At 33.6% G+C, this 12,459-nt stretch carries 9 protein-coding genes and 2 tRNA genes; 10 read left to right on the top strand and 1 reads right to left on the bottom strand.

What is annotated here, in order from left to right:
* Window positions 1–12 precede the first annotated feature (12 nt).
* The 9 genes from EG348_RS00955 to EG348_RS00995 all read left to right on the top strand — a co-directional run bounded on the left by EG348_RS00955 (window position 13) and on the right by EG348_RS00995 (window position 9,533).
* On the top strand, window positions 13–1,854 hold the full coding sequence (locus EG348_RS00955; RefSeq protein WP_123979834.1) for a lysophospholipid acyltransferase family protein: 1,842 nt from the start codon (window positions 13–15) through the stop codon (window positions 1,852–1,854).
* A gap of 108 nt (window positions 1,855–1,962) precedes the next feature.
* Window positions 1,963–2,035 (top strand) — tRNA-Phe (locus EG348_RS00960).
* Window positions 2,036–2,153: 118 nt separating this feature from the next.
* Window positions 2,154–2,226, top strand: a tRNA-Phe gene (locus tag EG348_RS00965).
* A 168-nt stretch (window positions 2,227–2,394) separates the two neighbouring features.
* Window positions 2,395–4,029, top strand: a complete 1,635-nt coding sequence (locus EG348_RS00970) for a tetratricopeptide repeat protein (protein ID WP_123979836.1) — start codon at window positions 2,395–2,397, stop codon at window positions 4,027–4,029.
* Window positions 4,030–4,139: 110 nt separating this feature from the next.
* On the top strand, window positions 4,140–6,467 hold the full coding sequence (locus EG348_RS00975; RefSeq protein WP_123979838.1) for a T9SS type A sorting domain-containing protein: 2,328 nt from the start codon (window positions 4,140–4,142) through the stop codon (window positions 6,465–6,467).
* 157 nt (window positions 6,468–6,624) lie between these two features.
* Window positions 6,625–7,362: a carbonic anhydrase gene (locus tag EG348_RS00980; protein WP_123979840.1), complete on the top strand. Its 738-nt coding sequence runs from the start codon at window positions 6,625–6,627 to the stop codon at window positions 7,360–7,362.
* Between the two features lie 190 nt (window positions 7,363–7,552).
* Entirely contained in the window at window positions 7,553–8,728 is a 1,176-nt protein-coding gene (locus tag EG348_RS00985) for a thioredoxin family protein (protein WP_123979842.1), read from the top strand.
* 3 nt (window positions 8,729–8,731) lie between these two features.
* Entirely contained in the window at window positions 8,732–9,322 is a 591-nt protein-coding gene (locus EG348_RS00990) for a DUF3575 domain-containing protein (RefSeq protein WP_123979844.1), read from the top strand.
* Window positions 9,323–9,326: 4 nt separating this feature from the next.
* On the top strand, window positions 9,327–9,533 hold the full coding sequence (locus EG348_RS00995) for a hypothetical protein (protein ID WP_123979846.1): 207 nt from the start codon (window positions 9,327–9,329) through the stop codon (window positions 9,531–9,533).
* A gap of 96 nt (window positions 9,534–9,629) precedes the next feature.
* On the opposite strand, the gene EG348_RS01000 is transcribed toward EG348_RS00995, so the two are convergent.
* On the bottom strand, window positions 9,630–10,826 hold the full coding sequence (locus tag EG348_RS01000; protein WP_123979848.1) for an exo-beta-N-acetylmuramidase NamZ domain-containing protein: 1,197 nt from the start codon (window positions 10,824–10,826) through the stop codon (window positions 9,630–9,632).
* Between the two features lie 4 nt (window positions 10,827–10,830).
* Here EG348_RS01000 and EG348_RS01005 point away from each other — a divergent pair, with 4 nt between their 5' ends.
* The gene (locus EG348_RS01005; protein ID WP_123979850.1) at window positions 10,831–12,060 is read left to right on the top strand and encodes an ABC transporter permease; all 1,230 of its coding nucleotides are present in this window, start codon (window positions 10,831–10,833) and stop codon (window positions 12,058–12,060) included.
* Window positions 12,061–12,459: the final 399 nt, after the last annotated feature.

Raw genomic sequence — 12,459 nt, forward strand, 5'->3', positions numbered from 1 at the left:
GACTAAACACACATGAGTTTAATTTCGAAAAACGATTTAATTCAAGCTTCCGGCTTAAGTAAAATAGGATTTTTAAAGAATCCAATAGCATCTGCTGTGATGAGCATTGCTAAAATAAACGAAGTAAATAGACTATACGATATACTAAAAGATAAGGAAGGTAAAGACTTTTTCGACTCATTTGTGAGAGAAAGAAACTTAAGCTATGTCGCTTTTGAAGAAGATCTCGCTAAGATTCCCAAAACGGGACCGTTTATTCTGGTTTCCAATCATCCGCTGGGTGCGATAGACGGGATCTTAATGTGCAAAATTTTATCAGAAGTACGCCCGGATTTCAAGGTAATGGGAAATTTCCTTTTGGAAAAGATCAAACCGATGGAACCATATGTAATTTCTGTAAACCCTTTTGAAAACAGAAAAGGAGCTTACAGCAGCTCGTCCGGAATGCGCGAAACTTTAAAGCATTTACAAAACGGAGGCTGTGTAGGGATTTTCCCTGCCGGAGAAGTTTCAAATAAAAACAATCCTTACGGAGAAATTTTAGATAAAGAATGGGAAAAACCGGCTCTTAAGCTTATAAAAATGGCAAAAGTGCCGGTAGTTCCTATGTATTTCCATGCAAAGAACAGCCGTCTTTTTTATCAGGTGGCAAAAATTCACCCAAATTTACAGACATTAATGCTTCCGGCAGAAATGATGAACGACAGGGAAAAGCCAATCCGTATAAGAATTGGAAAACCTATCGGTGTAAAGGCTATGGATGAAATGGAAACCATGGAAGAATTGGGAGAATTCCTGAAGCGTAAGGTTTATATGATGAAATCTTACTACGAAAAGCGAAAATCTCTTGCTCAGGCTATTAATCTTCAAAATCTGTACGTAAAATTTCCTTTGCTTAGAGAAGAAAATATTGTGCAGAACATCATTGATGAAACTCCGAAAGAAGACATCATTAATGATATCAGCAAGCTAAAAGGCACTGATAAAATGCTTTTCAGCAATGGTAATTACGAGATCTACTTCACGGCTTATGAGGAAATTCCTTCTGTAATGAGGGAAATCGGACGCCAAAGAGAACTTACATTCCGTGCTGTGGGAGAAGGAAGCAACCTGCCTTTTGACCTTGATGAATACGATAAACACTATCATCATCTTTTTCTTTGGGATAATGCAGAAGAAAAACTTGTTGGAGCCTACAGAATGGCTTTAGGTAAGGAAGTGATGAAAAAATCAGGAATTAAAGGCTTTTACACCAGTTCTTTATTTGAATTTGAACAAGACATCCATCCTTTCTTTAAAAAGGTAATCGAGATGGGAAGAGCTTATATCTGTCAGGAATACCAGCAGAAACCGCTTCCACTTTTCCTTTTATGGAGAGGGATTGTGCATGTTTGCTTAAGAAATCCTGATCATAAATTCTTAATGGGAGGTGTGAGTATTTCCAATAAATTTTCTGAGTTTTCAAAGTCATTAATGATCGAGTTCATGCGTTCGAATTATTACGACTCTGCAGTAGCTCAATACATTACACCTAGAAACGAATATAAAGTAAAACTTCGTGAAAGGGATAAAAACTTATTCTTCGAAGAAATGGAATCTGATTTAAATAAATTAGATAAAATCATCGATGACCTTGAACCAGAATTGAGATTACCTGTTTTAATTAAAAAATATATTAAGCAAAATGCAAAAGTTATTGCATTTAATGTAGATCCAAACTTCAATGATGCTATTGACGGATTGATGTATATCAGAATAAGCGACCTTCCGGAAAGCACGATAAAACCTGTATTAGAGGAAATGAGTGAACAAATAAGAAAGGAACAGGAAAATAATTCTCCTGAGAATCAGTAGGTTTTTATTTTTATTAGAAAAAAGTACTGTTAATACTTGCTTCATATATGAAAACTTACTACTTTTGCATCACTTTAAAACAACGAAGTAAGCCAAACAAAAATATACGGTTTCTTAGCTCAGTTGGTAGAGCAATGGATTGAAAATCCATGTGTCCCTGGTTCGATTCCTGGAGAAACCACAAACCGCCTTGCGAAAGGCGGTTTTTTATTCCAAAGCGAAAAAAAATTTGCACGGTATAAGAAAAAATATTATTTTTGCACCCACTTTGAATTACGAAGTAACAAACCAAAACATACGGTTTCTTAGCTCAGTTGGTAGAGCAATGGATTGAAAATCCATGTGTCCCTGGTTCGATTCCTGGAGAAACCACAAACCACCTTACTCAAGGTGGTTTTTTTATGCCCAAATTTTTCATTTTAAATTTAAAGATTCTAAACTGTACCAAATTAGGATTTGTTTTCAAGTTTTTATGTAATTTTAATCGCAGATTGGGATTTATATATTAATTAAAGTACTTTTTAGGCATCTATTTATACAATGAAATATTTTATCTTGTTATTCTTGTTTATTTTATCATCAGGTAATATGATGGCCCAAAAAGATGGCTCTAGAGAATATTGCGATACTTTGATCAAAAAAGGAATTGATGTATTGTATAAAAAAGATCACAGTACTTCATTAGAAATATTCGCTGAAGCAAAAAAAATTGCAGAACAAAATAAACTGTATGAACAGCAATTTATTGCAACCAACTGTATTGGAGCCAATTATTATCAAATGTCTGATTACAGTACTGCTTTAGATTATTATTTGGAAGCCTACTCTATCGCTGTTAAACATCTGAAGAGTGACCGTGAAATGGCGGTATTGAACAATGTTGCACTCGTCTATTTACAACAAGGAAAATATAAGGAATCTGAAAAGCATCAGAAAAGAGCCTACGATTTAGCTATAGCGAATAAGGATTATATTGGAATTTCCATCTATGCTGCCAACTTAGCCGATCTTTACAATATCACCCATCAACTAGACCGCGCTTTAGAATATGTAAAAATTGCCCGAGCTGCTTTAACTAAAAAAAATAACCCCAGGCTTACTACAGATCTGGATATAGCAGAAGCAAAGAATTTTCTAGAAAGAAAAGAATATAATAACGTTTTTATTATTATTGAACCTTTATTAAATAAGCTAAAAGATAAAGAATCCAAAGATCAAAGAATTTCAGCTTTGTTGATTCTTTCTAAGGCTTATCAGGGGCAGAAACAAAATGAAAAAGCTCTTTATTATGCAAAAAAATCCCAAGAAGAGAATAAAAACTACAGTAATGAAAAAGATATTTATAATCAGTTTTCGAGCCTTTATTTCAGTATTGGGGATTATAACAAAGCTCTACAATATAAAGACTCAGTAATTATTGTAAAAGATTCGCTAAGTGCTATCAAAAATCAAGCGATGTACCAAAACAGTGAGATTAAACTGAAACTTCAGGACTCACAAAAAGAACTTAAAAGCGAAAAAAGATTAAAATTTTACGTTGCTGCATTCTGTATTTCAATTTTAGCTTTATTAAGCTGGCTATTCAGAACACTTTATTTAAAAAACCGACAGAAAAGAACAATTGCCGAAAGAAACGAGCAGATTATCACATTAGAACTAAAAAATAAAGAAAACGATAATCTTTTACTTGAGCAGCAGATCAAAGAAAAGGAAACCGAAGCTCTTTTAGAAAAAGAAAAACTTAAAAATGAGCTGGAAAGCAGAAACCGAAAACTTGCTGCAAATGCCATCCACATTGCTCAAAGAAACGATAAAATAGAAGAATATATTCTTAAATTAAAAAAGAATCCTGAAATCATCAAAAATGATCAGCTTTCTCAGCAATTGGATCAGTTAAAATTAATTTTAACCAAAGAAGATACTAACGATGATTTTTTAACACATTTTGAAAAGATCAACAGCAAGTTCATCGACAACCTTAAAGAGAAACATCCCGACCTCACATTGAATGATATCCGATATATCAGTTATATTTACATGAATCTTTCTACGAAAGAGATCTCCTCTATCTTCAATATTACCATCGAAGCCTGCAGAAAAAGAAAAGAAAGGGTTTCAAAAAAGCTTAATCTGGCAAATTCAAACGACCTATACAGTTATTTATCAAGTATTTAAATATAAAAGTCACGTTTTTTCTCCTTTCAGTCTTACTATTTCCTTCCTGATTTAGTTTAAAGCTTTCTTCAAAAAATAAATTTGTATCTATTAATCAATAGAACAGTATTATGAAGAAAACAGTATTTACTTTATTTTTTATTCTGATTCTGCAATTATCATTCGCTCAGGTGAGTTTTGCAGGAAATCCGGAATATGGACAGTTACGAAATTTTGTGTATGACAAAACCGTTCCCAACAAAATTTACGCAACCACGTATATTGATAAGCACATTATGGTCTCCAACAATAATGGTTCAAGCTGGAATGTTTTATACACACTTCCTTACCCCGCATACTCACCTAATATTTATCAAATGAAACTTACTAATAATGGTACGGCATTAAGTTTCATCCAGTATTTTGGTCTTGGGAGCTCTTTTAACAAGGTGATTGTATTAGATCTGCAATCTTTAAATATTGTAAAAGAATACAATATGCCTCCTAATGAAGCTGTTGAAAGCATCAGCAATTATTCTATCCTTGATAACGGAAATATGAATACTGCCACAATGTTTACAAACGGTACCAACAATAAATTCTTTAAAACAACAAACGGTGGAACCACATGGACTAAAGTTTATGATGGCGGAGATCATGAAAATGTTATTTTAAATGATGCCGTTATGGATCCCGTTGATCCACAAAAACTCTACATTGTACGGAACGGAGGTGCCGGGAATGTAGATGGAGGATTTTTAAAATCAACAGACGGAGGAATTAACTGGACTGAAACATTGAACGGGCTTATCCTACAATCAATCGCTATCAACCCAACCAATCCTAATATTATTTATGCAGGAAGTGGCGTACTTTGGACTTATCCAACACAGCATGAGGCAGTATACAAATCCACAGACGGAGGAAATAGCTGGACAGAGCAAACAGGTATTACATGGTCTACCAGTAATCAAGGACTAAAAAATGTACCGAAAATTGAAATTAATCCTTACGATCCGAACCACGTCGTTGTTTTAGCCGATGACAGAGTTGCAGTAACAACCAATGACGGAAGTACATGGACCTCTACTCCACATGACGGGCTGAATGATGGCACATCTTATTTTTATGGAATCAATGCAGCATTTAATCCTAATAATTTAAATAATGTTTTAATATCAAGCAACCGTTTTCCTAAATTTTCATCAGATAAAGGAGTAACACTTACTTCCATCCCAAATCCTTTTTTTAATGGAATGGGAAAAATAAATGTAATAGATGACAATGGAACCGACAAGCTTATTTATGGAGTTCAATATGGTTATACCGTAAAAAATCTTACGAATAATCAGGAAACACCTATCAATGTAATGCCTCTTAATTTAAGCCCAATGGGCGGACAGATAGGGCTCATTTATGTTGATAAAAAACACGCTGGAAGGGTTTATACCTATGAATCATCTTTTATGGGAAACAATATTAATGTAAGTGATGATTACGGTGCGACTGCAACTCCACTTTACAATACTTTCGATACAGGTTTTACAGCTGCCGAAACAGATCCGTCAAACGCTAGTATTGCCTGGATCGCCACATTCAATGGAGTGAATGCAACTTTGATAAAATCAAATTTTACAAATACAACCAATCCTATCAACGATATTATCACGTTACCTTATGACGAAGATTATATTTATGGGATTAAAGTAAATCAAAATAACTCTAACGAAGTACTGGTAACTGTTGGTAACAGATTATTTAAAACAACAAACAGCGGAACTTCGTGGACAGAAATCACAACCGGTTTACAAGATCTTACCCTTCCTAACATTGCATTAAGTTTAGTTCAAAATCCATTGAATACCAATCAATATACAATGGCTGCTTCAAATGGTATCTACACTTCACTTGACGCAGGAAATACTTGGTCTAAAATCTATGACGGAATGGTTCATAAAGCAGAACATTCCACCAAGCAAAACGGGCAGATTATAGGAATCACAAATACCTATTTAGATACCCTTCCAAAAGTAATTTATACAAGTAACGGAGGTACAAACTGGCAGGAAAAAACGGCTTCAAACTATTTCAACACAACAGTTTTAGATGGTACAGTACGTTTTGTAGACGCTACAACCGCAGAAGTTTATTTAACAACCAATTCTTTAGGAATCTTAAAAGATGTGATCACTTTCTCAACATTAGGAACTTCAGATCCTGGTATTATAGAAGATGACATCAGCATTTACCCGAATCCGGCTCAAGATGTGATCAATATCAAATTAGGTAAAAATGCTTCTAAATTTAAAGTAACTATTTACAGCACAGCAGGGCAATTGATTTTAACATCAGAAAATAAATCAAGTATAGATATTTCAGGTTTAACGAAAGGAGTTTATCTTCTGAAAATCGACCAGGCAAATACACCGACAATCATTAAAAAAGTTATCAAAAAATAATTCCTTTAAAGTTTTTTTTCCATAATCCTTAAACCGCCTCTCTAAAAGGCGGTTTTTAATTATATATGAATATCCAATTTTCAATATATACAATCGATTGGATTTTATATTTTAAGATTTATTAAAGTTTTAAATTTGCATTTTAAAATTCACACATATGAAAAAATTAACTATTACTGTCTGTTTTCTTTCGCTCGGGCTCGTCAACGCGCAACAACATTGGAGCTATGACGGAAAAGAATCACCCGAACATTGGGGAGAACTGGAAGGTAACGAAAAATGCAATCAGAGCAAATTTCAGTCTCCCATTAATATTCTTACATTGAAGGCCACAAAAGATAAAAATCTTAAAAACCTTAATTATCATTATGACAAGGGAGATGTAAAAGACATTGTAGACAACGGTCATTCTCTACAATTCGACTTTAAGGAAGGTAGTTTTGTTAATTATGCAGGGAAGGAATATTCTTTAATTCAGTTTCATGCCCATGAAGAATCTGAGCATACCATAGATGGAATTCGTTATCCTTTGGAGCTTCATTTTGTACATAAAGCAGCCGATGGTTCTGTTTTAGTCATTGGAGTAATGGTGAAAGAAGGTGAAGAAAATTCTTATTTTGAAAAATTAAAGATATTTAAATCTCTTGCTAAAAATGGCAAAGAAGACGCAGATATTCCCTTCAATCCTGAAAAAATGTATCCGAAAAACAAATCTTTTTATACCTACCACGGGTCTTTAACTACACCTCCATGTTCTGATAATGTAACCTGGATCGTTTTTAAAGAACCTATAAAAATGACCGAAGAAGAAGTTGAGGAAATTGCAAAGTTTCTTCCTAAAAGTAACAACAGACCAATTCAACCTCTTAATGGAAGAAAAATTTTAATGCATTAATTTTTTTCCTAATCATAATTGTAAATAAAAGAAGAATAGCTATTCTTCTTTTATGTTTTATTAAAATCTTATAATATTTTATACCTCTGCTATCATTTTAATATATAAAAACAAATCATACTTTCAATACTATTCACCCTCCATTTACGTTGAAAATAAGTATATTCGCTTTTTTAATTTTATTTTAAATATGAAGAAGATCATCTCTGGGTTATTTTTATTCTCTGCCATCATTACATTTGCTCAGGAGGCAATACAGTTTCAGGATTTACCGTTTAAAGATCTTATTGCTAAAGCAAAAAAAGACAAAAAAATTGTTTTTATTGATGCTTATGCTTCTTGGTGCGGTCCTTGTAAAATGATGGAGAAAAATATATTCACTCAAAAATCTGTAGGAGATTACTATAACTCCAATTTTGTGAATGCACGAATTGATATGGAGAAAGGTGAAGGAAGAGAGATTGCTGCAAAATACGGCGTTCGTTCTTATCCTACTTATCTGTTTTTAAATGGTGACGGCGAATTGGTTTCTCAAAATTTCGGCTATATGGAAGAAGGTCTTTTCTTATCAATGGCTAAAGAAATAAATTCACCAAACAATAAGCAGGGTTCTCTAAAAGAACGTTTTGCAAAAGGAGAAAAAGATCCGGAATTTTTGATCAACATCATGAAATTAAATTCAAACTCTGATTTTGATTTTGCTAAAAAAGCCTCTGAAAGATATTTTGAAACTAAAAAGAAAACAGATGAACTTTCAAAAGACGACATCGGATTTTTATTATTCTTTTTAAAATCTACCGAAGAGCCTAATTATAAAGTTTTCGTATCTAAAAAAGCTGAGATTATTAAATTTCTTCCCGAAGAAACATACAAACAATTTGATAATCAACTGATACTATCAAAAGTTGTGGAACAGTCAACCGATGATAAAAACAAAAGGATCAATGAAGAATATTTCATGAAAACGGCAGAACCTTTAGTTGGAAAATATGATGCAGAGGTTAAACTTAATCAAACAAAATTAGCCTATTACGAACAGAATGCTAATTTCCCTGAATACGAAAAAGCAGCTTTAGACTATTATAAAAATGCAGATTCATTCGAACCTAATGAGTTATTAAAAGCAGCATGGGTTTTCTCAGAACATATAAAAACACCATCATCATTAAAGAAGGCTCTCGAATGGGCGGAAAAATCTGTAATGAGAGGTGAAACTTCAGAAAACACCTATATTTTGGCAAGACTTTACTTCTTAACAGGAAATAATGAGATGGCAAAAACCTATGCTGAAATGTCTAAAAATATAGCATCACAGTCACAAAAAGATTCTACTCTGGCAGAAGGGTTATTAAAACAAATAAAATAACAAATGTTGAAAATTAAATTTCTTACAGGATTCTTAACCCTATTTTTGTTAGGAAATCTAAACGCCCAAGAGCAGGAAAATGAAAAGAGTTTATATGTAAAAGGCAACGCCTTATTTCTTCCTGTCGGAATGTTGAATGTAGGCTTGGAATATCAATTAAGTAAAAAATACACCTTACAAGGTGATGTTTTTGTTTCTCCCTGGAAATCTTTTGCAGGAAGACATGCACAAATCTACATGGGGCATCTGGAAGGAAGATATTATTTTCAGGAAGCCTTCAAACACTGGTATTTAGGAGTAAATGGAGGATTCGGCGTATTTGATCTTACTAAATGGAATTATAGCGGGACAGAAAAATTCCAACGTGGATTTAGCTTGATGCTTGGTGCAACGGTCGGATATCAGTTCCAATGGAAGGAAAGATGGAATATTGATGTTTATTTGGGAGGAGGAACTTCTCAAGGCTTCTATCACGGATACGAAAATGTCCCGCCCGATAGTTTTGTAAGATACGACGGTGAACAAAAATGGAATAAAAGCGGTGAACTTATCCCTTACAGAGGAGGTATCATGATCTCTTATAAATTAAAATAATACAATGAAACTTTTCGGAAGAAACCATATTATCATATCAGCGATCACCTTTGTCATTCTTTTTTTAATGAATTTTATTGGAAATAATCAGGCTGACAAATTACAAAGTGCTTTAATGATCGCGGCTGCAGGCGTTATTGGTTTAACAATCGGACTTTTTATTTTGAATAAAGGGAAAGATGATAAAACTCCGCCGCCGGATTTTGATTAGTCAGAATGTGAATTGTCAATAGTGAATTCGCTTATGCTTGTGAATTTTAAAATTGACTGGCGTAGCCAAATTCACTATTGACCATTCACTTTTCCATTAGTTTTCGTAAACAACATATTTCGTTCTTATTTTCTCGAATTTATCTAAATCAGGTTTCCATGAAGCTTTGATTTCTTTGATAGATTTTCCTGAAATAATTTGTTTTCTCAATTCATCTGTTCCTGCTAAAGTATCAAACCATAAATTTTTAAGGAAGAAATCCTGCTGTGGATTTTTATAATTTTTATAGGCTTTAATCACCCATTCAAGGTTTAATTCTCTTAAATCTGTCTGATAATTAGAAAGATTTTCACCGTAACATAATTTACCGTTTAAGAAAGGATCTTTTGCACCAAAGTTTGGCTTTGGAGTAAACTGATAAGGCAGATCTTTTGTCCATGGCGAACCGTAAATTTGAAAAGGCAAATCTGTTCCTCTTCCTACAGAAACCTGAGTGCCTTCAAAAAAACATAAACTTGGATATAAATTGATTGATTTATCGTTCGGTAAATTCGGGGATGGTTTATCTAAAATTGGGTAACGCTGTTTTTTATGATAATTCTTCATCGGGATCAAAGTATATTTTGCCTGAACTCCATTTTTCAGCCACTTTTCTCCGTTGACCATTTTTCCGTATTCACCAATTGTCAATCCATAAACGACAGGAATTTCATGCATTCCCACAAAACTGGACCATTTTTTCTTTAAAACAGGTCCGTCAGTATACCCGTCATGTGGATTTGGTCTGTCTAAAACCATGATTTTAACATTATTTTCAGCCCCGGCTTCCATCAAATACGTTAAAGTAGAAATATAGGTATAGAATCTTGCCCCAACATCTTGAATATCAAAAATGACAATATCAAGTCCTTTCAATTGCTCAGGCTTTGGCTTTTTATTGTTTGCATATAAAGAAACGATGGGAATCCCCGTTTTTACGTCTACTCCATTCTTCACTTTTTCTCCTGCATCAGCATCACCTCTGAAGCCATGTTCAGGAGCAAAGATGGATTTTATCTTAATATTATTTTTAACCAAAAAATCTACCAGATAAGTTTTATCACTCATCAAGCCTGTTTGGTTGGTCACTATACCGATCGTTTTACCCTTTAATAATGGCAAATACAGGTCAGGTTGATCTGCCCCGGTTTTGAAATCGGCTTTATATTGAGCTTGAGAATAATATTGATTGAATACACCTAAAAAAATTAGGCAAATAAGAAGTAAATTTTTAATTTTGAAATCTAAATTCATAAGCTTGAAATTTCCTTTATATTTCTCTAGAAAAATAGCGTTTTCCAAAGATAACAAAAATAACCTTTCGAGAGTTATCATCTTCATAGGCAGACTTTCTGTGGCTTTAGGAATTATCGTTTCATTGATCACGGTTTCCACAGGTTTTGGCTCAAAAAAGGCTATTAAAGAGAGGTTGGCAGATTTCAGCGGGCATATTACCGTAAAATCTACACGATCAAACTCATCTTACAATACTTCTGTTCTCGATAATCAGGGGCTGGATATTCCGAAAATAAAAGAACTTCCCGATGTAGAAACAGTTCAGAAATATGCAATGACCACAGGAATTATGCGTAACGAACATAATTTTGCCGGAATTATCTTCAAAGGAGTAGGAAAAGATTTTGATAGTTTAAGGTTTAAAAAATTCCTTGTTGCAGGAACAACACCAAAAATTACAGAGGTAGGATACAATAATGGCGTTACTATTTCTCAAAAAATAGCAAATGATCTTCATTTAAAGGTTAAAGACAGCATTGTTACGATATTTTCAAAAGCAGATCAGAAGCCTATTTACCGAAAATTTGAAGTTGTCGGAATTTATAAAACCGATATCAAAATGATTGATGAACAGTTCGTTATTGGCGGAATCAATCATGTGAGAAAAATTCAGGATATGAAACCTAACGAAATTGGTGGAATTGATATTTTCCTGAAAAATGTAAACGACATCGACAGTGATTTTCCTGAAATCGAAAAATTGATCGGTTATAAAAACTACGCAGAAAAAGCAACTGAAAAATTCCCTCAAATTACTGATTGGATCAGTATTTTCGACACCAATATTGCTTTAATTATCATCATCATGCTGATCGTTGTTGTCATCAATATCATCATGGTACTTTTAATTCTGATCATTGAAAGAACAAATTCTATTGGTTTACTTAAAACTTTAGGAGCAAGTAATTCTCAGATCAGAGCAACTTTCATTAATTATACATTGATCATTATGATCCCCGGACTTTTATGTGGAAACATTATTGGCCTTGGATTGATCTTATTACAGAAGTTTTTTGGAATAATTAAATTAAATCCAGAGAATTATTACGTGAGTACCGTTCCTGTAGATTTAAACCCTATTGCGATTATTTCAATTTCAGTTGGAATTTTGATCATTTCAGGGTTGGCGTTGATCATTCCTAGTTATTTGATCAGTAAAATTTCTCCGGTTAAGGCAATTAAGTATAATTAAAAGTGAATTGTCAACTTAGCTTTGCTAGTTAATTGTGAATTTTACAAGTTTAGTGTAAAAGTTACTGATGACAGACTATTAATTTATTTTTCACATAAAGTTTGTCATTCCGTAGGAATCTAGACTCGCATTAGCCTTTCAACTATTGAGATTCCTACGGAATGACAAAGAGGATGTTGAAATTGATGCTTTAATTTTTAAAGAGATTGCTTCGTCGCTGCGCTCCTCGCAATGACAAAGTACTGATGGCGACGAATATCCTAGCCCTGATTGGAGCATTTGTTTGAGCTCATTTTTTGGATTTCGGCGGCGGCAAAGCCGCCGCCGAAATCCAAAAAATAGCGAGTGCGGAAAGCAGGAAATAGCTCCTAAAAATAGTCAATGGTGAAAAGGCAATTC

The sequence above is a fragment of the Chryseobacterium sp. G0201 genome, assembly GCF_003815655.1.
In the GTDB taxonomy this organism is placed as follows: domain Bacteria; phylum Bacteroidota; class Bacteroidia; order Flavobacteriales; family Weeksellaceae; genus Chryseobacterium.